Origin of the sequence: Xanthomonas campestris pv. badrii (genome assembly GCF_012848175.1) — a bacterium.
In the GTDB taxonomy this organism is placed as follows: domain Bacteria; phylum Pseudomonadota; class Gammaproteobacteria; order Xanthomonadales; family Xanthomonadaceae; genus Xanthomonas; species Xanthomonas campestris_C.
This window is the reverse complement of record NZ_CP051651.1, coordinates 4,651,365-4,672,851: the sequence shown is the minus strand read 5'-3', so window position 1 is coordinate 4,672,851 and position 21,487 is coordinate 4,651,365. Positions and strand designations below refer to the sequence as shown.

Here is a 21,487-nt window from a genome sequence, read left to right as displayed (position 1 = left end):
CCTTTCCGGGCACGCCATGACCAGTACTGCTGCACTCTCCTCTCCAGACTCTGCCAACACGCCGGAGCTCGGCCGGGTGGATGCGGACTACACGCTGGAGCACAAATACACGCGCGCCGACGGCCGCATCTACCTGTCGGGCGTGCAGGCGCTGGTGCGGCTGCCGCTGATGCAGCGGCTACGCGACCAGGCCGCCGGCCTGGACACGGCCGGTTTCGTCAGCGGTTATCGCGGCAGCCCGCTGGGTGGGCTGGACCTGGAACTATGGCGCGCGCGCAAGCATCTGGACGCGGCCAGGGTGACCTTCACCCCAGGCCTCAACGAGGACCTGGCCGCCACCATGGTCTGGGGGACCCAGCAGACCAACCTGTTCCCCGGCGCCAAGGTGCAGGGCGTGTACGGCATGTGGTACGGCAAGGGCCCGGGCGTGGACCGCAGCGGCGACGTGTTCAAGCACGGCAATGCCGCCGGCACCTCCCCCTACGGCGGCGTGCTCGCGCTGGCCGCCGACGACCACGCCTGCCGCAGTTCGACCCTGCCGCACGGCTCGGAAGACGAATTCGTCAGCGCGATGATGCCCATCCTCAACCCGGCCGGGGTGCAGGACATCCTGGACATGGGCCTGCTCGGCTGGGCGATGAGCCGGTACACCGGCCGCTGGATCGGCTTCAAGACCATTGCCGAGACGGTGGAATCGTCCGCCTCGGTCGAGGTGGACCCGTTCGCGCGCAGCATCGTGCTGCCGGAGGACTTCGCGCTGCCGCCGGGGGGCCTGAGCATCCGCTGGCCCGACCCGCCGGTGGACCAGGAGATGCGCCTGCATCGCTATGCAGTGGCCGCCGCGCAGGCGTTCGCCCGCGCCAACGGCATCGACAAGGTGGTGCTGGATTGCCCACAGGCGCGGCTGGGCATCGTCACCACCGGCAAGAGCTACCTGGACGTGCTGCAGGCGCTGGAATACCTGGGCCTGGATGCGCGCGCCTGCGCGCAGATCGGCATCCGCGTCTACAAGGTCGGCATGACCTGGCCGCTGGAACCGGTGGGCATCAGCGCATTTGCACGCGGGCTGGAAGACATCGTGGTGGTGGAGGAAAAGAAGGCCTTCATCGAGCGGCAGATGAAGGAGCTGTTCTACAACTGGCCGGCCAGCGCCGGCGCGCGGCCGAGCATCGTCGGCAAGTACGACGAGCACGGCGCGTGGATCCTGCCCTCCACCGGCGAGCTGACCCCGGCCACCATCGCGGCGGTGATCGGCAAACGCATCCAGCGGTTCGATCTGCCATCAAGCACATTCGCCGATTCGATCGAACAGCGGTTGCGCTGGATGGAGGCCAAGGAAGCGGAAATGGCCTTGCCGCGCGCGCAGTTCCCGCGCGTGCCGCATTACTGCTCCGGCTGCCCGCACAACACCTCCACCGCCGTGCCGGAAGGCTCGCGTGCACTGGGCGGCATCGGGTGTCACTACATGGTGACCTGGATGAATCGCGCCACCGATACCTTCACCCACATGGGTGGCGAAGGCGTCACGTGGTCCGGGCAGGCACCGTTCACCGACACCCCGCACGTGTTCCAGAACCTGGGCGATGGCACCTACTTCCACAGCGGCTCGCTGGCGATCCGCCAATCGGTGGCCACCGGCGTCAACATCACCTACAAGATCCTCTACAACGATGCGGTGGCGATGACGGGCGGGCAGCCGGTGGACGGCACGCTCAGCGTGCCCGACATCGCGCATCAGTTGCGCGCCGAAGGCATCCATGAGATTGCGGTGGTCAGCGATGACATCGGCAAATGGACGCGGCGGCGTGATCTGTTTCCGCCTGAGGTCGCGTTTCACGATCGTGGTGAACTGGATGCCGTGCAGCAGCACCTGCGCACGGTCAAGGGCGTGTCGATCCTGATCTTCGACCAGACTTGCGCCACCGAGAAACGCCGGCGCCGCAAACGCGGCAAGCTGATCGACCCGCCCAAGCGCGTCATGATCAATTCGCTGGTGTGCGAAGGCTGCGGCGATTGCGGCGAGAAGAGCTTTTGCGTGTCGGTGTTGCCGAAGGACACCGAATTCGGGCGCAAGCGCCAGATCGACCAGTCCAACTGCAACAAGGATTATTCCTGCGTCTCGGGCTTTTGCCCGAGCTTTGTCACCGTGCATGGCGGGGCGCCGCGCAAGGGCAAGCAACGCGACGCCAGCGCATTGCTGCAGACGCTTCCCGCGCCGCCGCAGCGCACGGCGCTGGAGCAACCCTGGAACATCCTGATCACCGGCGTCGGCGGCACCGGCGTGGTGACCATCGGCGCGCTGCTGGGCATGGCCGGGCATCTGGAAGGCAAGGGCGCCACCGTGCTGGACCAGACCGGCCTGGCGCAGAAAGGCGGCGCGGTGACCACGCATATCCGCATTGCACGCCAGCCCGGCGACATCCACGCGGTGCGCATCGCTGCCGGCGAAGCGGACCTGGTACTGGGTTGCGACATGGTGGTGGTCAACGACTATTGGGCGCTTTCCAAGGTGCGCGATGGCCGTACGCAGGTGGTGCTCAACACCTATGAGGCGATGCCCGGCACGTTCACCACCCAGCCGGATCTGCAGTTCCCGGCGGCCGAGATCATCGCCGGCGTGCGGACCGCACTGGGCGGGCGCGATCCGTTGCTGCTGGATGCCACGCAACTGGCCACCGCCCTGCTGGGCGATGCCATCGCCAGCAATCTGTTCGTACTGGGCTACGCCTGGCAGCATGGGTTGGTGCCGTTGTCGCATGCGGCGTTGATGCGGGCGATCGAACTCAATGGCGCAGCGGTGGCAATGAACCAGCAGGCCTTTGCCTGGGGCCGCCTGGCGGCAGTGGATCTGCCGGCGGTGCAGCGTGCTGCGGGCCTGGCCGGTGCACCTGCATCGGCCCACCTGCAAGGCGACACGCCGGCTGCACGCGCGCCAGGCAGTTGGGAAGACCACGACCTCAGCGGCCAGAGTGCGCCGCGCGCGTTGGCGCAAACCGATGGCGGTACGCTGCATCGCGACGTCGATGCACCGGCCGCCCCGCTCGATGACGAACAGCTGGCGTCCTCGCTGGACGAGGCGATCGCGCGGCGCATCGCGTTTTTGACCGACTACCAGGATGCGGCCTACGCGCAGCGCTATCGCGCACTGGTCGAACGCGTGCACAGCCACGAGACACAGCGCGTGCCCGGCAGCAGCGCATTGACCGAAGCGGTCGCCCGTTACGCCTTCAAGCTGATGGCCTACAAGGACGAATACGAAGTGGCGCGGCTGTACACACGCGGCGATTTCCAGCGCCAGCTGCAGCAGCAGTTCGAGGGCGACTACACGCTGCGCTTCCATCTGGCGCCACCGTTGCTGGCCAGGAAGGATGCGCAGGGCAACCTGATCAAGCGCGAGTACGGGCCGTGGATGTTCACCGCCTTCAAGCTGCTGGCGCGGTTGAAGGTCCTGCGTGGCGGCAAGCTCGACGTGTTCGGCTACACCGCCGAGCGGCGCGGCGAACGCCAGCTGATTGCCGACTACAGTGCGACCGTGGCGCTGCTGCTGGAACGCCTGGATGCCGACAACGTGGGCCTGGCCGCACAGATCGCCAGCATTCCCGAACATATCCGCGGCTATGGCCACATCAAGCATGCGCACCTGCAGGAAGCCAAGGCGCGCGAAGCAGCGCTGCTGGCGCAATGGCGCAATCCGAAGGCGTTGCATGTGGTGCAGACGGCGTGATGTCGCCGAACAATTACATTTTGCCAATGTCGCTGCTCGACGACATGTGTGCAAGATACCCTGGCGCGAGAGGCATGTTGATGTAACCGCTCGACGACATTGCGCCAATGTCATCGAGCGGTTACATTGCAGCCATGGATACCGTCCGTACTCCTACCGATGTCGGCAACATCATCCGCTCCAGGCGCAAACGCCTGGGCTGGGACCAGGCTCGCCTGGCCCACGAAATCGGCGTGAGCCGGCAATGGATCGTCGATATCGAGAAAGGCAAGCCGCGCGCGGAGCTGCAGCTGATCCTACGAGCGCTGCAGGCGCTGGGGTTGGAGTTGATGCTGAGCCCGGGCGGTGCTCAGGTTCCACCGGCGAACGTGCCCGATCGCGGCACCGTGACACCGATCAATCTCGACGCGATCATTGAACATAACCGGGCCAATCCACGATCGGGAGCGACCGTTCTCAATGCGTCCAATAACAACATCCCCAGGAATCAATTCCCCTCGCTCGATAGGCTGAAAAACGCCGACTTGCACGGAACGTTCTCGGCAGTGGACGCTCTCAAGCAGTCTCCGGCGCAGGCAGCATTGGCAGCAGCCACGCATAGATATTCCTCGATGGTCGATGCGGCAAATGAAAGAAATTTAGTGCGTGAGCCCTCGCAAAAACGGTTCCCCGCGCTTGATCGTCCGACGGTTGGCGAGACAACGAAAATGTCCAAGGTCATATCGACACCTTCTAAAAAAAAGGGCGATCGGTGAGACTGGTCGCGCTGATCGAAAACCAGGTGATCGGGCACCTCGCGTCCGACCCGCATGGGCATCCACGATTTACCTACGCGCCGGACTGGCAGCAGTCGAAACGTGCGATACCGCTGTCGTTGAACCTTCCCCTCAGCAAGGAACATCACCCGACCGAGGCGGTCAGTGCAGTGCTGTGGGGCCTGCTGCCAGACAACGAAGCCACCTTGCAACGCTGGGCATCCAGGTTCCAGGTTTCGCCGCGCAATCCGCTGGCCCTGTTGTCGCATGTCGGCGAGGATTGCGCTGGTGCGGTGCAGTTCGTCACCGAAGCCAGGCTCGAGGATGTGCTGTCCGGCGCCAGCGATGGCATCGAACCGCTCACCGATGGCGAACTGGAAGCACGCTTGCGCAGGCTGCACCAGGACATCGGTGCGGCGCGCCAAGTCGATGACGTCGGTCAGTTCAGCCTGGCCGGCGCGCAGGCAAAGATCGCCTTGCTGCACGACGGCCGGCAATGGGCCATCCCGGCTGGACGCATCCCGACTACACATATCCTCAAGCCCCCCAGCGGGGAATACGATGGATTTGTCGAAAACGAGCTGTTCTGCCTGCGCCTGGCACGCAGCTTCGGACTGCCGACTGCACATTGCCAGGCGCTGCGCGTCGGCGCTGAAACCGCCATTTGCGTCGAACGTTACGACCGCATCCTTATCGACGGAGTGCTGCTGCGCATCCACCAGGAAGATACCTGTCAGGCGCTGGGGGTGATGCCGCACATCAAGTATCAGAACCAGGGCGGTCCTGGAGTGGAGGCGATCTCACACCTCTTATGGACGCACTCGTCGCAACCGCGGCAAGACGTCGAAACCTTGTTCCAGGCCCTGGTCTTCAATTACCTGATCGGCGGCACCGATGCGCATGCGAAGAACTATTCACTGCTGCTCGGTGAGGGCAGGCAGGTCCGCCTGGCGCCGCTATACGACCTTTCCAGTGCTCTGCCGTATCCCCAGCTGCAGCGACGTCGGATCAAGCTGGCAATGAAGATGGGCAGCCATTATCGCTGGTGGGACATCCGCCCGAGCGACTGGGTACAGGTCGCCAGCACATTGCGCCTGGACGCATCGGAGTGCCTCGCATGGATGCGCCGGGCCGTGAGCGACATGCCCGATCGAGCGCACCAACTCCTTGCCTCACTTGCACGGGAAGACGTCGTGCACCCGATCCTGGATGCCCTGGTGGAGGAAATCGCCAACGCGTGCAGCCGCATGCGCAAGCTGTTGCAGCCGGACTGATCGGTTCAATACCGCTACACACGGCAGCTGGCGTATCCACTCAATGCGACCTCAATCGAAATGCGGCCCACGCATCAGGCGAATCGGTCCGCGTGCGGTGGCAAGGTCCACGGTTCGGCCCTGTTGGGTGATGCGCACCAGGCCCTTGCCTGCGGCATCGGCGGCAGCCGCGCGCACCTGCGGCATCAAGGCACGCCACACCGCCGCGTCATCGCTCAGTGCGCGTGCAACCTCCGAAGGACAGATGGAGTGCTGCGGCTGCCGCTGTGCAAGCAGCTGCCGCATGACCGCGACAATTCGTGCATCGGCCGGCCGCTGCGCGCTGACCACCCTCGCCTACAGCGGACGCAGCAGGCGCAGACCGAACCAGTCCTTGGCATCGTTCCAGCCATGGGTGACCTTGAGCCCGGCCGCGACGGCCAGTTCGGCGAAGCGCGCATCGGTGTACTTGTAGCTGTATTCGACCTGCATCGCTTCGCCTTGGGCAAAGGCGATGTCCTGGCCGCCCACCTGGACGCGCTGGTCGCGCTGGCTGATCAGGAAGGTCTCGATGCGGCCGCGTTCGCGCGCATATACCGCATGGTGTCGGAAGCCGTCGAGATCGAAATCGCTGCCGATCTCCCGGTTGAGCCGCGCCAGCAGGTTCAAGGTGAACTCGGCGGTGACGCCGGCGGCATCGTTGTAGGCCGCCTCGATCAGGCCGGCGTCCTTGTCCAGATCGATGCCGATCAGCGCGCAGCCGTCGCTGCCCATGGTCTGGCGCATCGCATCCATCAGCGCGATGGCTGCGGTGTCGGTGAAATTGCCCAGCGTCGAGCCCGGGAAGAACACCAGATGGCGACGCGCCGGGCGCTGTGCCTCCGGTAGCCGCAGCGGCTTGGTGAAGTCGGTGCAGACCGGCAGCATCTGGATCTGCGGAAACTGCTGGGCCAGCCGTGCGGTGCTTTCCAGCAGCGCGGTGCGCGAGATTTCCAGCGGCGTATACGCCACCACATCGCGCAGGCCCTGCAGCAGCAGCTCGGTCTTGCGGCCACTGCCGCTGCCGTATTCCACCACGTGCACACCGGCACCGATGGCCTGGGCAATCGAAGCCATGCTGGCTTCCAGCAAGCCCAGCTCGGTGCCGGTGAGGTAATACTCCGGCTGCCGGGTGATGGCCTCGAACAACTGCGAGCCGCGTGCGTCGTAGAAATACTTGGACGGCAGCGTCTTGGGCGTCTGCGACAGCCCGGCCAGCGCGTCGGCCGTGATGTCGTCCGGCTGTGGACGCAGGTCGGTCAGCGCGGCATGGGCGCGTTGCATGGCATGGGCGGCAGCGTTCACGGCAGATCCTTGGCAAGGCGCACACCGGCAAACTGCCAGCGCGCGTCGGAGGGGAAAAAGTTGCGGTAACTGGCGCGCATGTGGCTGGCCGGGGTGGCACAACTGCCGCCGCGGAGCACCCACTGCGCGTTCATGAATTTGCCGTTGTATTCGCCCAGCGACCCTGGCCACGGCGCGAAGCCCGGATACGGCAGATACGCGCTGCCGGTCCACTCCCAGACATCGCCGAACAACTGCTGCACGCCGGTATCCACGGCCTGCGTGCCGCGCGGATGCAAGGCATCGCTGTCGACAAAGTTGCCCTGCACCGGCACGCCGGTGGCAGCCAGTTCCCACTCGGCTTCGGTCGGCAGGCGCGCGCCGGCCCACCGCGCGAAGGCGTCGGCCTCGAACAGGCTCAGATGGCAGACCGGCGCATGCGGATCGCGCGCGCGCCATCCGTCCAGGGTGAACTCGCGCCCCTGCGCATCCCAGTACAGCGGATGCTGCCAGCCCTGCGCCTGCACCATCGCCCAACCGTCGCTGAGCCAGGCGCCGGCAGTGCGGTAGCCGCCGCCGTCGATGAACTGCTGGAATTCGGCATTGCTGACCACGCGGCTGGCCAGCGCATGCGCACCGACCAGGACCCGGTGACGCGGCGATTCGTTGTCATAGGCGAAGCGCTCGCTGTGCGGCCAAGCGGGCGCGCCGATCTGTGCAATCTGCTCCTCGCGCGCATGCCAGCGCACCGCACTGCCAACGGCCAGCGGCGCTGCAGGCGCCTGGCGATAGGCAGGCTGCAACGGGTTGCTCCACAGTGCGTGCTTGATGTCGGTCAGCAGCAACTCCTGATGTTGCTGCTCGTGCTGGATGCCCAGCTGCACGATGGTGCAGGCCTGCGCATCCAGCGTGCCCTCGCGCAGGCGTTGCTGCATGTGCGTATCCACGGCCGCGCGGTAGTCGTGCACCTGCTGCAGCGACGGTCGCGACAACACGCCGCGGCGCGCGCGTGCATGCATCGGCCCAACGCTCTGGTAGTAGCTGTTGAACAGGAAATCCCAGGCCGGATCGAACACGCGGTAGGCCGGATCGGCCTGCAGCACGAACCGTTCGAAGAACCAGGTGGTATGCGCCAGATGCCATTTGCTGGGGCTGGCATCGGGCATGCTCTGCACCATGGCGTCTTCGGCGCTCAGGGGTGCGGCGAGGCGATCGCTGAGCGCGCGGGTCTGCGCGTAGCGGTCCAACAGGCTGAGCTGCTGGTGCTGGTGGTCGACCAGCAGGGGTGAGAGTGCAGACATCGCCGTATGCTTGGGCAGCGCCCGTGAACGCGCCGTGTCGGCGCGATGGCAGGCAGCGGTAAGCTGTGAACATGTCATCGTTCTTGTGGTCCAGCCCGCTCCCCGCCCCTGTGGACTGGGCACACCGCCAGCAGGCATTCGTGCTGCCCGGCGAAGTCGTTTATCTGGATGCCGCGTCGCGCGGACCATTGCTGCGTGCGGTGCAACAGGTGGCGCACCAGGCCGTGGATGCGCTGTCCGCGCCCTGGCAACTGTCTTTCGATGCGTGGCTGCAGCAGATCGAACACCTGCGCGCACTTGCAGCTGGCCTGTTCGATGACGACGCCGACGCGGTGGCCTTGCTGCCATCGGCCGCACACGGCCTGGCCACCGCCGCGCGCAACCTGCCGCTGCAACGCGGTGATGCCGTGCTGGTTCTGGAGGGGCAATTTCCGTCCAACCTGCTGATCTGGCAGCGCCGCTGTGCGGAGGTGGGTGGACAGGTTGTGGCGGTTCCCGCCCGCCCCGGCACGGTGTTGACCGATGCCGTGTTGCAGGCGATCGCCCAGACCCCGGCGCTGCGCATCGCCAGCCTGCCGCAGGCGTACTGGCTGGATGGGCGGCAACTGGATCTGGACCGTATCAGCGCCGCGCTGCAGGCACGCGGCGTGGCGCTGGTGCTGGACCTGAGCCAGAGCCTGGGCGTGTTGCCCACCGATCTGCCGCGCTGGAAGCCGGAGTTCGTGGTCAGTGTGGGTCACAAGTGGCTGCTGGGGCCGATGGGGCTGGCGTGGCTGTGGGCGGCGCCGCACTGGTGCGCACAGGGTGTGCCGATCGAAGAACACTGGATCGGCCGCGATGCCGGCAGCAGCTGGGACTTCCCGATTGCGCAGGCACCGCACTATCGACACGGCGCACGTCGGTTCGATGCCGGTGGGGTGGCCGACCCATTGCGCATTGCGATGGCAACGGCCGCGCTGCAGCAGGTCAGCGCATGGCAGCCGGAGCGCATCGCACAGGCGCTGGGTAGCCTGACCACGCGGTGGGACGCCGCCTTGCGAGCACGTGGCCTGGGCGACTGGTGCACGCCTGGACATGCACCGCATCTCACCGCGCTGCAGCCGCCCGCCGCTGCGCTGGATGCGGTGGCAACGACGCTCGGCGCGCTCGGTGTGATCTGCACGCGCCGGCACGGTCGCTTGAGGATGGCACCGCATTTGAATGTCACCGAACACGCGCTGGACCGCGTGATCGCAGCGCTTCCGGTTGAACGTTGAGGTACGCGCCGCGTTCGCGGTCACCACTGCGCCCCGGCGCGTTGGAGCGGACCTGGCCGTGATGTCCCTCATCCGCCCTTCGGGCACCTTCTCCCGCAGGCGGGAGAAGGAAGTGACTGACACTGGCGAGAAAAGGACGTGATCGGCGCTGGCGGGAGAAGGACGTATCGGTGCTGGCGATGGCCGGGCGGATACAGCTGCGATAAGGCTCGATGACGGCGATCCCACGCCAGCAGGCTGCGTCTCAGTGCTGCCGGCCGAGTCGCAGACCGCGCGGCGTCACCCAGCGCTCCAGGCCTTCGAATACCGCCTGTACCAACAATGCGAGCAGCGCGGCAGGCACCGCCCCTTCCAGGATCAGGCCGATGTCGTCCAGGCGGATACCGGTGAGGATGGGCTGGCCGTAACCGCCCGCGCCGATCAGTGCGCCCAGGGTTGCGGTGCCCACGTTGATCACGGCGGCGGTCTGGATGCCGGCCACGATCGTGCGGCGTGCCAGCGGCAGTTCGATGCGCCACAGCCGCGTCCATGCCGGCAGGCCGATCGCTTCGGCGGTCTGGCGCAGCTCGCGTGGGATCGAGGTCAGCCCGGCATGCGTGTTGCGCACGATCGGCAGCAGGCTATACAGGAACAGCGCCGCAATCGCCGGCTTGGCGCCGATGCCGAACAGCGGAATCATGAAGACGAACACCGCCAGCGAGGGCAAGGTCTGCAGGACGCCGGTCAGCGACAGCACCACCTGGCCCAGCCGTGGCCGTCGTGCCGCCAGCACGCCCAATGGCAGGGCGATCAGCAATGCCATTCCCAACGAGCTGCCGACCAGTGCCAGATGCTCGCCGGTGTAACGCCATGACCGGCTGATGCGCGAGGCGGTGTCCGAGACAGGCTTCACGCCCAGCCATTGCGCGGCCACTGCAGATTCGCTCTTGCGCTCCAGCTTCACCTGCGCATTGAGTTGCTGCATCGCCGCTTCGTCGATGCGTCCCTGCAGGCCTTGCAAGGTCTGCAGCATCTTCGGCGCACGCTGTGCCAGATCCTTGCGGTACAGGAACACGGCCTGGTACTCCGGGAAATACTGGCGGTCGTCGCGCAGCACCTGCAGCTGGTAATACGCGATCTCCGCATCGGTGCTGTACAGATCGGTGACCTCGATGGCGCCGCTCTGCAGTGCGCGATAGGCCAGGTCGTGATCCAGGCCAGTGGCGGCTTGCGGCAGGGCATAGGCGGCGCGCACGCCCGGCCAGCCGTCGGCGCGCTGCATGAATTCGTTGCTCAGCCCGATCTTCAAACCCGGGTGGCGCGCCAGTTCCGACAATGTGGTGATGCCCAACGCCTGCGCGCGTGCGCGCTGCATGCCGAATGCGTAAGTGTTCTGAAAGCCGAGCGACTGCGTCATCGCCAGCCCGCGCGCGTCCAGTGCGGCGCGCAGCTCGGCGTGGCTGGCCTTGGGCAGCTGCAGCAGCTCCTGCGCCAGGGTGCCGGTGTATTCGGCGTAGGCATCGATCTGACCGGTTTCCAGCGCGCGCCACAGGATGCGCGTGCCGCCGAGCTGGGCGCGATGCTGCACCTCCACCCCGTCCCGCTTGCCGGCGGCAGTGGCGATTTCGCCCAGGATCACTGCTTTGGTGAAGTTCTTCGAGCCTACGGTGACCTGCTCCGCGTGTGCGCCCAGGCTGCACAGCAACAGCAGCACCGCGACCACCGCACGCGCGCTCATGCGGCGTCGCCGATGCTGCGCTGGGCAGTGAGAAAACGCTGCACGAACGGGTCGGCCGGGTGCTCGAGCAGGGCGCGCGCGCTGCCCTGCTGCACCACGCGCCCGGCACGCATCAGCACCAGGGTGTCGGCCAGATACGCCGCCTCGGCGACATCGTGGGTGACCAGCACCACGGTCTTGCCGAGTTGGGCAAACAGTGCGCGCATCTGTTCCTGCAGGTCGTAGCGCACGATGGGATCCAGCGCGCCCAGCGGTTCGTCCAGCAACAGCGCCGGTGGGTCGAGCATCAGCGCGCGGATCAGGCCCACGCGCTGGCGCTGCCCGCCCGACAGCTGGGCCGGGTAGCGCGCCAGCAACTCCGGCGGCAGCTGGCACAGCGCGCACAACGTCTGCAGGCGCGCCTCGATGCGCGCGCGCGTCCAGCCCAGCGTCTGCGCCAGCAACACCACATTGCTGCGCGCATCCAGATGCGGAAACAGACCACCCTCCTGGATCACATAGCCGATACGCTGACGCTGCGCCTGCAGCTGCGCGCGTTGCAGTGGCGTACCGTCGAAGGCAACCGTGCCGCTGTCGGGCCATTCCAGCCCCACCAGCAGGCGCAACACGGTGGACTTGCCGGCGCCGCTGGGCCCGATCACCGCGGTGGTGACGCCGCTGGCGAACGCCAGGCTGAGGTTGTCGAGCGCAAGGGACTGGCCGTAGCGGCGGCTGACCTGATCGAGTGTGAACATGCGCTCGAGCTTGCCGAAGACGACGTCAGCCGAGCGCGAAGGCGCGCATCAGCGCGGCGGCGCCAGCAACTCGCGTGCGCTCAGGTAGCCGTCGCCGTTGGCATCCTGGCGCGCGAAGCGTTCGATCAAGGTGGCGCGATGCGCGGCGCGGGTGATCGGCTTGCCGCGCCGGCCAGGCAATTCTTCGCCCTGCAGCACGCCGTCATGATCGGTATCGCGCTGATCGAAGGCGTAGCTCATCCAGGCCAGATACTCGTCGCGGCTGACCCGGCCATCGCCATCGGTGTCCATGCGCTTGAGATACTCCTGGCTGTCCTGCACCTGGGCATGCGCACCGCCTGCAGCGGCGCATGCCAGGCAGAGCGCCAGCGGCAGACGTCCGCTCGATCGGCTCGGCGCGCCGACCCACTTGGCCGCCAGCGCGTCGCTGCGCTTACGCACCACTCAGCGCATACCCCTTGAGCCGTGCCGCATAGGCCTGCAGCGCGGCATTGCCGCTGGCTTCGGCTTCATGGCACCACTGCTGCAATTGCTTGAGCCGCTCGGAGGCGTCATGACTGCGCGCTTCCAGCACCGCGGTCAGACGCGCGCGATACTCCACCAACGTGCGCATGCGCGGGCGCTGCGCCACCCAGGCCTGCAACTGCGCGCGTGCATCCGGCTTCAGCCAGCGGCCATCGTCGACCAGGCCCTTGCGCAGGCGGCGCGGCAACAATTCGCGCAGCTTGGCGCCGGTGGCAGCGGCCTCTTCGCGCAGTGCCGGCTTGAGCACGTTGCGCTGGTAGTCGGTCATGGCCTGGAAGCGATGCGACAGCAAGGCCTTGAGCGTGTCCGCATCGGGCACGGCGATGTTGGGGCGGATATCCAGCGACGGCGCCACCCGCAATACCTTGGCAAGGCCCAGCGCCTGCAGGCCGACAATGGCGATCCAGCCGATATCCAGCTCCCAGCGCCGCATCGAGAACCGCGCCGAACTGGGGAAGGCATGGTGGTTGTTGTGCAGTTCTTCGCCACCGATCCACAGCGCCCACGGCGTGAGATTGGTGGAGGTGTCGGCCGATTCGAAATTGCGATAGCCCCACCAGTGGCCCAGCCCGTTGACCACGCCGGCGGCCCAGAACGGAATCCATGCCATCTGGATCGCCCACAGCGCGATGCCGGGCAACCCGAACAGCACCGTGTTGATCACGCCCAGCGCGATCGGGCCGGCATTGGCATGCGGCGTATACAGATGCCGTTCGATCCAGTCCGATGGCGCGCCCTTGCCGTATTGCTCGATGTCGGCGCGCTCGGCACGTGCCTGCCGATACAGCTCCACGCCGCGCCAGAACACCTGGCTGATGCCCTTGGTCTGCGGGCTGTGCGGATCTTCGTCGGTTTCGACCTTGGCGTGGTGCTTGCGATGGATCGCCACCCATTCGCGGGTGATCATCGAAGTGGTGAGCCAGGTCCAGAAGCGGAAGAAGTGCGCCAGCACCGGATGGAAATCCACACCGCGGTGCGCCTGGCTGCGATGCAGGTACAAGGTCACCGCGAAGATGGTGAGCTGGGTGAACACCAGCAGCACGGCAAGCATGCCCCAGACACCCAGGCCAGCCACGCCGGACGTCAGCAAGTCGATGATCGGGTCGGGCAGCATCGGCAAGTCCACAGCGGCGGCATCTCATTGGTTGATGCAGACATGATGGGGGCGATCGCGGCAAACTTCACCCTTCGCTTGCGTAGGGTGTGCCCTACGTTCCTAAAGCGGTTCACACGTTTCTCCACGACCCGACGTTGCGTATGACTGTTGCCGTTTCTTCTTCTGCTGCTGCCGATACAAACGCCACCGCGTTGATCGAACTCGACCAGGCAAGTGTGATGCGCGGCCAGGTTCGCGTGCTGCACAGCTTGTCCTTGCGCATCGCGCTGGGGCAGCACACCGCCATCCTCGGGCCCAATGGCTGCGGCAAGTCGTCCTTCATCAAGCTCATCACCCGCGAGCTGTATCCATTGGCGCGCGGCGATGGCCAGGCGTCGGTGAAGGTGCTGGGGCTCACGCGCTGGCAGGTGGACCGGTTGCGCTCGCAGCTGGGCATCGTCACCGGCGATCTGAGCGTCAACCTGGCCGACATGCCGGGGCTGGATGTGGAAAGCGCGGTGCTGTCCGGCTTCTTTGCCAGCTACGTGGTGCCACCGCACCGCGAGATCAGCGACGACATGCGTGCCCGGGCGCGCGAAGCGCTGACCTTGGCGCGCGCCTTGCCGCTGCTGGACCGCCCGTTCGCCGAGTTGTCGGCCGGCGAAACACGCCGCGTGCTGATCGCCCGCGCATTGGTCAACCGCCCGCAGGCGCTGTTGCTGGACGAGCCCTCCACCGGCCTGGATCTGGTCGCACGCCAGCACCTGCTCGACACCATGCGCCAGCTTGCCCAGCAAGGCATCACGCTGGTGCTGGTGACCCACCACATCGAAGAGATCGTGCCGGAGATTGCGCGGGTGATCCTGTTGCGCGCCGGCAAGGTGGTGGCCGATGGCAGCCGCGAGGCGGTGCTGACCGATGCCAGCCTGTCGGCGGTCTTCGATGGCCCGGTGCGGGTTCAGCGCGATGGCGAGCGTTACTGGGCCACGGTTGGGCAGTGACCCCCTCGCGGGCGCGCGCGTTCGGCGTGTGTGCCACCGCATGACCTTGGACACGGGACGCACCCGCCGCTGTTGCGCTTAGACTCCGCACACACACAGGCAGGAGTCGTCCCGATGGCCCAGTGGTATTTCCATGTTCCCGGACAGGCCGACCGCATCGGCCCGCTCGACGATGCCAGTGCGCACGCGCATGCCCAGCGCCAGCCCGATGCCCTGGCCTGGCGCGACGGACTCGATGGCTGGACCCCGGCCCGGCAACTGGCCGAGCTGCACAGCGGCGGCAGCGCCCCGCCGCCGCTGACCGGCGCGGCCGGCACTGCCGACGAGATCGATTACCGCATCGTCGGCAACGACATGCAGTTCGTCGAAGTGGAGCTGGATCCGGGCGAAAGCGCGATCGCCGAGGCCGGCGCCCTGATGTACAAGGATTCGGCCGTGCAGATGGACACCGTGTTCGGCGACGGCTCGCATGCCGGCCAGAGCGGTGGCGGCGGCTTGATGGGCAAACTGCTCTCGGCCGGCAAGCGCGTGGTCACCGGCGAGAGCCTGTTCACCACCGTGTTCACCCATGCCGGCAGCGGCAAGGCCAAGGTGGCATTTGCCGCACCCTACCCGGGCACGGTGCTGGCGCTGCGCCTGTCCGAACACGGCGGGCGGCTGATCTGCCAGAAGGACAGCTTCCTGGCCGGCGCCCGCGGAGTGTCGCTGGGCATCGCCTTCCAGAAGAAGATCCTCACCGGCCTGTTCGGTGGCGAGGGCTTCATCATGCAGAAGCTCGAAGGCGACGGCTGGGTGTTCGTGCACGCCGGCGGCACCGTGATGGAGCGCGAACTGGGCCCGGGCGAACGCATCGATGTCGATACCGGCTGCGTGGTGGCCTATCACGCCGGCGTGGACATGGACGTGCGCCGCGTAGCTGGCCTGAAGAGCATGTTCTTCGGTGGCGAAGGCGTGTTCCTGGCCACCCTCACCGGCCCCGGCAAGGTCTGGCTGCAATCGCTGCCGTTCTCGCGCATGGCCGGCCGCATGCTGCAGGCTGCCCCGCAGGCCGGCGGCCAGCAACGCGGCGAAGGCTCGGTGCTGGGCGGTCTGGGGCGGCTGCTGGATGGGGATAACCGGTTCTGAGGGTTGGGCGGGGTCAGGCCGCGGTTGCCGCGTTCCGTGCAACGAAGCGCCACTCGGTATACGTCCAGAAGCGGCGACCAGATCCGGCTTGCTCGGAAGTGCAGCTGTGCTGATCGAGTGCTGGCCATCCTGCTCCCATCCGCCCTTCGGGCACCTTCCCCCGCAGGCGGGGGAAGGATATGGATGACGTCAATGTCTGGGGCAAGCCGGTATCTGCGCGAGCGGGGGGTGGGCTGCGCGGGCGTTCCCTTACGCAGTACAGGAGTGCGCAATGGCACGACTGCCCGGGTTGAACCTGCACGCTCGATCTGAGCCTGCACGGTCGGGGTGAACCTGCACGCTGTCCGTCCCCCGCAGACTGCCCCCTCTCCCGCCTGCGGGAGAGGGCTGGGGTGAGGGCAGCAGGCTGGGGAAGAGTGCACCTGGGCTGATCGACTGTCGGCCACCCTGCCCCCATCCGCCCTTTGGGCACCTTCCCCCGCAGGCGGGGGAAGGATATGGATGGCGTCGATGTCTGGGGCAAGTCGGTATCCGTGCGAGCGGGGGTTGGGCTGCGCCGTCGCTCCCTGAGCGGTACGGACGTGCGCAATGGCACGACTGCCCGGGTTGAACCTGCACGCTCGATCTGAACCTGCACGGTCGGGGTGAACCTGCACGCTGTCCGTCCCCCGCAGACTGCCCCCTCTCCCGCCTGCGGGAGAGGGCTGGGGTGAGGGCAGCAGGCTGGGGAAGAGTGCACCTGTGCTGGTCGACTGTCGGCCATCCTGCCCCCATCCGCCCTTTGGGCACCTTTCCCCGCAGGCGGGGGAAGGACATGCATGGCGTCGCCGTGTCCGCGAGGCGTGTATTCTCCTTCGCCTTTCCCGACACGTTTCCGCCATGACTGCGCTCCACCGTCCCCGCTCGCTTACGCTGTTGTGCCTGCTCGGCCTGCTCGCGGCCTGCGGTGGCGAGCCGCGCGCGGCTGCGCCGGCGCCGGTCGTACAGGCGCCGACCACCGCCGCACCCAAGCCGGTGAAGATCGGCATCGCGCTCGGCGGCGGCGCGGCCAAGGGCTTTGCGCATATCGGCGTGATCAAGATGCTGGAGGCCAACGGGTTGGCGCCGGTGGTGGTGTCGGGTACCAGCGCCGGCAGCGTGGTCGGGGCGTTGTATGCCAGTGGCATGGATGCGTTCCAGATGCAGGAAAAGGCCGTTGCGCTGGACCAGACCAGCATCCGCGATGTGCGGCTGTTGTCCGGCGGCCTGGTGCAGGGGCAAAAGCTGCAGGACTACGTCAATACGCAACTCGGCGGCAAGCCGATCGAGACGTTGCGCAAGCCGTTCGCGGCCGTGTCCACGCGCCTGGAAGACGGCGAACGGATCGTGTTCGTGCGCGGCAATGCCGGTCAGGCCGTGCGCGCGTCCAGCAGCATTCCCGGCGTGTTCGAGCCGGTGACCATCGGCAACTATCACTTCGTCGACGGCGGCGTGGTCAGCCCGGTGCCGGTGGATGCCGCGCGCCAGCTTGGCGCCGAGTTCGTGGTGGCGGTGGACATTTCCAGCAAGGCCAGCGGCAAGAACCCGGGCGATCTGCTGGGAACGGTGAATCAGTCGATCTCGATCATGGGCCAGCGCCTGGGCGAAGCCGAACTCAAGCGCGCCGACGTGGTGATTCGCCCCAAGGTCAGCGATATCGGCTCTGCCGATTTCAACCAGCGCGGCACCGCGATCCTGGAAGGCGAGCGCGCCGCGATGGCGGCGATGCCGCAGATCCGCGCCAAGATCGCCCAGTTGCAGGCCGCACGCAGTAGCGCGGTGCGCAATGCGGCCGAACAGGCGGCCGCCGCAAAACAACAGGCCTACCAGCGTTGCCTGGAACAGCGCACACGCTGGGACAAGCTGCGCGGCAAGGACAGGGACTGCGTGGCGCCGTAACGCGGCTGCAGGTCCGATGAAGGGGCTGGCGGCCGTACTGCACGATGGCGCAGCTGCCGCGTACCGTCCTCCTGGGTTAGCGGTAAGGCTTCGCGGCCAGGGCCGCTCCTACACCAGCGGGCGCATTTTTTCTGCGTGCATCTGCAACCGCTGCAACCGCTGCGTGCAGTAGCGGCCGCGCAGCTCTGCCGATGGCTTCGCCTGCGTGGCGGCCCGCTGGTCGCTGATCGCACATGGAGCGGCAGGGCCGGGGGCTGCCACGCTGCGCTTGCAAGCGCCCTGCTGACGGCGCCCCTCACGCCAGATGCGACAGCGGTAGGCCCTCGGGCGCCTTGACCGTGCGCAGCACGAAGCTGGAATTGACGTCGGACACGCCGGTGGCGTTGAGCAGGCGGTCGAGCAGGAAGCGCGAGAAGTGCTCCAGATCGCGCACCTGCACCTGCAACAGGTAATCCATGTCGCCGGTCAGCGCCCAGCACGCCACCACTTCATCCCAGCCACGCACGCCATCGGCGAACAACTCGATGTCGGCCTGGCCGTGCTGTTCCAGCTGTACCCGCACGAAGGCCTGCAGCCCCAGCCCCAGCGCACGCGCATCCAGCCGTGCGCCATAGCCGGCGATGATGCCGGCCGCCTCCAGCCGCTGGGTGCGGCGCAGGCAGGCCGAGGCGGAAAGGTTCACCTGCACGGCGAGTTCGGCGTTGCTGCTGCGCCCCTGCGTCTGCAGCAGGGCCAGCAACCGCAGATCGGTGCGGTCCAGGGCGATGGGCTGATTCATATGTTGCGCAGCAACTGATCAAGACGCATGAATCTTGCGCGTCAATCGCCTGGTTGCGCAAGATTCGCAATCCTGTTGCGCAGCGATCCGGCTATGGTGAACGCCTGCCGCCACGGACTTCCTGCCCGCATGAATACCGCCCCGCGCCGCGTCGAAAACCAGCTCACCGACAAGGGCTATGTGCCGGTCTACACCACGGCGGTGGTCAGCCAGCCGTGGGACGGCTACAGCGCCGACGACCACGCCACCTGGGGCAGCTTGTACCGGCGCCAGCGCGAATTGCTGGTCGGTCGCGCCTGCGATGAATTCCTGCAGGCACAGGACGCCATGGGCATGGACGACACGCAGATCCCCCGCTTCGACGCGCTCAACGCGGTGCTGCAGGCGGCCACCGGCTGGACCCTGGTGGGCGTGGAAGGCCTGCTGCCGGAACTGGACTTCTTCGATCATCTGGCCAACCAGCGTTTCCCGGTGACCTGGTGGATCCGCCGCCCGGACCAGATCGACTACATCGCCGAACCGGACCTGTTCCACGACCTGTTCGGGCATGTGCCGCTGCTGATGAACCCGGTGTTCGCCGACTTCATGCAGGCCTACGGCCGCGGCGGGGTCAAGGCGCACGGCATCGGTGCGGACGCGCTGCAGAACCTGACGCGCCTGTACTGGTACACGGTGGAGTTCGGCCTGATCAACACCGCGCAGGGGCTGCGCATCTATGGCGCAGGCATCGTATCGTCCAAGGGCGAATCGCTGTATTCGCTGGAATCGGACGCGCCCAATCGCATCGGCTTCGACCTGCAGCGCATCATGCGCACGCGCTATCGCATCGACACCTACCAGAAGACCTATTTCGTCATCGACAGCTTCGCGCAGTTGATGGACGCCACCAGCCCGGACTTCACCCCCATCTACGCCGCGTTGGCGCAGCAGGCGCAGCTGCCGGCCGGCGATGTGCTGGACAGCGACCGGGTGTTCCAGCGCGGCAGCGGCGAAGGCTTCAGCCGCGACGGCGACGTGTGAGGGCACTGCCAGCTGGCTCGACACCGCCGTCCCTGCGCACTAAGGTCGAGGTTCCCCACATCGCCTTCGCTCAATGGACCTGACGCATCTGCGGATCCGGCGCTTGGAGCTGGACGACACCCGCCTGCTGTTCACCCTGGCCAACGGCATGCGCATCGACGAGCCCATCCAGGCCCATCGCCTTTTGCAGCGGGCCGCGCCGCCCCAGCGCGCGCAATGGCAACTGACCGACGACAGCTTCGGCGTGAACTGGCCGGCGATCGCACCGCCCACGGCCGACGGCCTGCTCAACATGCCCGAACTGCTGTGGCGTCGGCGCGCTGCGCGTGCGCAGGCAAAGCTGGCCACGTTGCGCGGGCGCCTGGATGCGCTGTCGCCCGGCGAACGCGAACTGATCGCGCTGGCACGGCTGGAGGCGGACATGAGCGAGAGCGGCTACGCCCGCTATTTCGACCGCTGGGACGCCACCACCCGCAGCGATGCGCTGCGCGCGCTGGCGGCCATGGGCGCTGCGCAGACGCGGCAGGCCATCGAGGGCCTGGGCGCAGTGTTCGAACGGCTGGAAGAAGACCCGGACCTGCTCAGCATCGAAGACATCCTCGACGCGATGAACGAGACCGACCGCCAGCGTGTGCAAGGCTGGGAAGAGGTGTATTACCGCCGCCTCGGCGACCTGGCGCGGCTGGGATTGGCGCACTACGGGGTGGACAAGGCCTGATCAGAGCAGGCAACCATCCGCGCGCAAGGGGGCGCACGCCGGTGCCGGCTCAGCCCGCTGGCTTGACCGTGTATGCCAGCAGCACGATCAGGTCCTCGTCGCCGGTCTGCTGCAGCGCATGCGTGCTTCCCGGCCGCGTGAGCAGCGCATCGCCGGCAGCGACTTCGTATTGCTTGCCATCCAGCGCGTACAGGCCGCGGCCGCTGACGATGTAGTAGATCTCGTCCTTGTCGTGCAGGTGCAGGCCGATGCCGGCGCCCTTGTGCAGTACGCGCTTGCGCATGACGAACGTCAGCCCGGGGGCATCGGCGAAGAACGGATACGCCGTGGTGGGGCCGGCACCGCCGTGCGGGCCGGGTTGTTCGCGGGCGAGGTCGCGCTCGTGCACGACTAACGAAGGATGTGCCTGTGCGGCGCGTTGCGCGGCAGTGTCGGGCGCGGCACCGCAATCGGCGTCGCGGCGCAACTGCGGTTTGAGCGCTGGTTGCAACTGCACCCAGCCGTGCACCACCAGGCACGCAACGGCGGTGGCGCCGCCGTGGCTGAAGTGGGTGCCATCGGCAAGATTCTTTTCGGGCACGAACAGGAAATACGGCTTGGCGGCCTGTTCGCCGAGCGCACGGATCCAGTCGCTGGAGCTGGCATTGAGGTCGATCAGGCCCACGTGTTCTTCGGCAGCCAGTTGCTGCATGGCCAGGGTGTAGCGGCCGTGCGTGTCGAGCAGCGCGCCGAAGTCGTAGAGCAGGCGTGCGGCCGGAGTGATCAGGATCGGGGTGGCACCGGTGTCGCGCGCGGTGGCGATAAAGCGGCGCAGGAACTGCACATAGTCGGTGGTCGGATCGGTGTAGCGGCTGGGATCTTCGCGCTTGGCGTCGTTGTGGCCGAACTGGATCAGCAGGATGTCGCCGCGTTTCAGTTGCTTGGCAATGGCATCCAGCCGCCCTTCGGCGATGAAACTACGGGTGCTGCGGCCGCCCTTGGCATGGTTGTGCACCTGCCACTGCGCAGGGTCGAACCAGCCTTGCAGCATCTGCCCCCAGCCGGCCTGTGGCGCGCGCTCGGCGCCATACTCGGCAGCGATGGAATCGCCGGCGATAAAGATGCGTTGGGGCGCGGCCTGAGCAAGGCCGGTGCAGAGCAGCAGCAAGGCAAGCAGCAGCAGACGCATGGTGGCTCCGGGGAGGTGGTAAGTGCACAGCGCTGTTCCTTCTCCCTTTGGGAGAAGGTGCCCGGAGGGCGGATGA

18 protein-coding genes and 1 pseudogene are annotated in these 21,487 nt (G+C 66.9%); 10 read left to right on the top strand and 9 right to left on the bottom strand.

The annotated features are described in order from the left end of the window. Positions 1–16: 16 nt before the first annotated feature. The 4 genes and pseudogenes from HG421_RS19760 (at position 17) to HG421_RS19750 (ending at position 5,753) form a co-directional block, all read left to right on the top strand. Positions 17–3,724 (top strand): indolepyruvate ferredoxin oxidoreductase family protein, encoded by a 3,708-nt coding sequence (locus tag HG421_RS19760; protein WP_169707833.1) that lies wholly within the window; start codon positions 17–19, stop codon positions 3,722–3,724. 134 nt (positions 3,725–3,858) lie between these two features. After that, complete coding sequence (locus HG421_RS19755; protein ID WP_169707832.1) at positions 3,859–4,479, top strand: helix-turn-helix transcriptional regulator; 621 nt, start codon at positions 3,859–3,861, stop codon at positions 4,477–4,479. Continuing rightward, positions 4,476–4,772 (top strand): annotated as a pseudogene (locus HG421_RS21390) (HipA N-terminal domain-containing protein); the annotation flags it as partial. The gene HG421_RS19755 and the pseudogene HG421_RS21390, both read left to right, overlap by 4 nt. Beyond that, positions 4,773–5,753, top strand: coding sequence for a HipA domain-containing protein (locus HG421_RS19750; protein WP_248279523.1), 981 nt, complete (start codon positions 4,773–4,775; stop codon positions 5,751–5,753). A gap of 51 nt (positions 5,754–5,804) precedes the next feature. Here HG421_RS19750 and HG421_RS19745 read toward each other — a convergent pair whose 3' ends face one another. Genes HG421_RS19745 through egtB form a run of 3 tightly spaced genes read right to left on the bottom strand, consistent with a single transcriptional unit; the run spans position 5,805 to position 8,356 of the window. Next, the gene (locus tag HG421_RS19745) at positions 5,805–6,083 is read right to left on the bottom strand and encodes a DUF3253 domain-containing protein (protein ID WP_282434626.1); all 279 of its coding nucleotides are present in this window, start codon (positions 6,081–6,083) and stop codon (positions 5,805–5,807) included. A 6-nt stretch (positions 6,084–6,089) separates the two neighbouring features. Next, positions 6,090–7,076, bottom strand: a complete 987-nt coding sequence (gene egtD / locus HG421_RS19740) for an L-histidine N(alpha)-methyltransferase (protein ID WP_169707829.1) — start codon at positions 7,074–7,076, stop codon at positions 6,090–6,092. Continuing rightward, positions 7,073–8,356: an ergothioneine biosynthesis protein EgtB gene (gene egtB / locus HG421_RS19735; RefSeq protein ID WP_169707828.1), complete on the bottom strand. Its 1,284-nt coding sequence runs from the start codon at positions 8,354–8,356 to the stop codon at positions 7,073–7,075. The genes egtD and egtB overlap by 4 nt, the downstream gene beginning before the upstream one ends. A gap of 71 nt (positions 8,357–8,427) precedes the next feature. On the opposite strand from egtB, the gene HG421_RS19730 reads away from it, so the two are divergent. Next, positions 8,428–9,612 carry an aminotransferase class V-fold PLP-dependent enzyme gene (locus HG421_RS19730; RefSeq protein ID WP_169707827.1) on the top strand — a complete coding sequence of 395 codons (1,185 nt, stop codon included), beginning with the start codon at positions 8,428–8,430 and terminating at the stop codon, positions 9,610–9,612. A gap of 244 nt (positions 9,613–9,856) precedes the next feature. Here the strand turns inward: HG421_RS19730 and HG421_RS19725 are convergent, their stop codons facing one another. Genes HG421_RS19725 through HG421_RS19710 form a run of 4 tightly spaced genes read right to left on the bottom strand, consistent with a single transcriptional unit; the run spans position 9,857 to position 13,702 of the window. Beyond that, positions 9,857–11,329 (bottom strand): glycine betaine ABC transporter substrate-binding protein, encoded by a 1,473-nt coding sequence (locus HG421_RS19725; protein ID WP_169707826.1) that lies wholly within the window; start codon positions 11,327–11,329, stop codon positions 9,857–9,859. Further along, complete coding sequence (locus HG421_RS19720) at positions 11,326–12,063, bottom strand: ATP-binding cassette domain-containing protein (protein WP_169707825.1); 738 nt, start codon at positions 12,061–12,063, stop codon at positions 11,326–11,328. The genes HG421_RS19725 and HG421_RS19720 overlap by 4 nt, the downstream gene beginning before the upstream one ends. A 48-nt stretch (positions 12,064–12,111) precedes the next feature. After that, positions 12,112–12,438: an EF-hand domain-containing protein gene (locus HG421_RS19715; RefSeq protein ID WP_248279522.1), complete on the bottom strand. Its 327-nt coding sequence runs from the start codon at positions 12,436–12,438 to the stop codon at positions 12,112–12,114. A 58-nt stretch (positions 12,439–12,496) separates the two neighbouring features. Beyond that, positions 12,497–13,702 carry a DesA family fatty acid desaturase gene (locus HG421_RS19710; protein WP_169707824.1) on the bottom strand — a complete coding sequence of 402 codons (1,206 nt, stop codon included), beginning with the start codon at positions 13,700–13,702 and terminating at the stop codon, positions 12,497–12,499. A gap of 143 nt (positions 13,703–13,845) precedes the next feature. On the opposite strand from HG421_RS19710, the gene HG421_RS19705 reads away from it, so the two are divergent. The 3 genes from HG421_RS19705 to HG421_RS19695 all read left to right on the top strand — a co-directional run bounded on the left by HG421_RS19705 (position 13,846) and on the right by HG421_RS19695 (position 17,727). Next, positions 13,846–14,685, top strand: coding sequence for an ABC transporter ATP-binding protein (locus HG421_RS19705; RefSeq protein ID WP_169707823.1), 840 nt, complete (start codon positions 13,846–13,848; stop codon positions 14,683–14,685). A gap of 114 nt (positions 14,686–14,799) precedes the next feature. Beyond that, the gene (locus tag HG421_RS19700) at positions 14,800–15,810 is read left to right on the top strand and encodes a TIGR00266 family protein (RefSeq protein ID WP_169707822.1); all 1,011 of its coding nucleotides are present in this window, start codon (positions 14,800–14,802) and stop codon (positions 15,808–15,810) included. 879 nt (positions 15,811–16,689) lie between these two features. Continuing rightward, positions 16,690–17,727, top strand: coding sequence for a patatin-like phospholipase family protein (locus HG421_RS19695; RefSeq protein ID WP_169707821.1), 1,038 nt, complete (start codon positions 16,690–16,692; stop codon positions 17,725–17,727). Positions 17,728–18,022: 295 nt separating this feature from the next. Here HG421_RS19695 and HG421_RS19690 read toward each other — a convergent pair whose 3' ends face one another. Continuing rightward, positions 18,023–18,505 (bottom strand): Lrp/AsnC family transcriptional regulator, encoded by a 483-nt coding sequence (locus tag HG421_RS19690; RefSeq protein ID WP_169707820.1) that lies wholly within the window; start codon positions 18,503–18,505, stop codon positions 18,023–18,025. 129 nt (positions 18,506–18,634) lie between these two features. On the opposite strand from HG421_RS19690, the gene phhA reads away from it, so the two are divergent. Then, the gene (phhA, locus tag HG421_RS19685) at positions 18,635–19,525 is read left to right on the top strand and encodes a phenylalanine 4-monooxygenase (RefSeq protein ID WP_169707819.1); all 891 of its coding nucleotides are present in this window, start codon (positions 18,635–18,637) and stop codon (positions 19,523–19,525) included. A 73-nt stretch (positions 19,526–19,598) separates the two neighbouring features. Beyond that, positions 19,599–20,243, top strand: a complete 645-nt coding sequence (locus tag HG421_RS19680; protein ID WP_169707818.1) for a DMP19 family protein — start codon at positions 19,599–19,601, stop codon at positions 20,241–20,243. Between the two features lie 49 nt (positions 20,244–20,292). Here HG421_RS19680 and HG421_RS19675 read toward each other — a convergent pair whose 3' ends face one another. Further along, positions 20,293–21,411: a GDSL-type esterase/lipase family protein gene (locus HG421_RS19675; protein WP_169707817.1), complete on the bottom strand. Its 1,119-nt coding sequence runs from the start codon at positions 21,409–21,411 to the stop codon at positions 20,293–20,295. Positions 21,412–21,487: the final 76 nt, after the last annotated feature.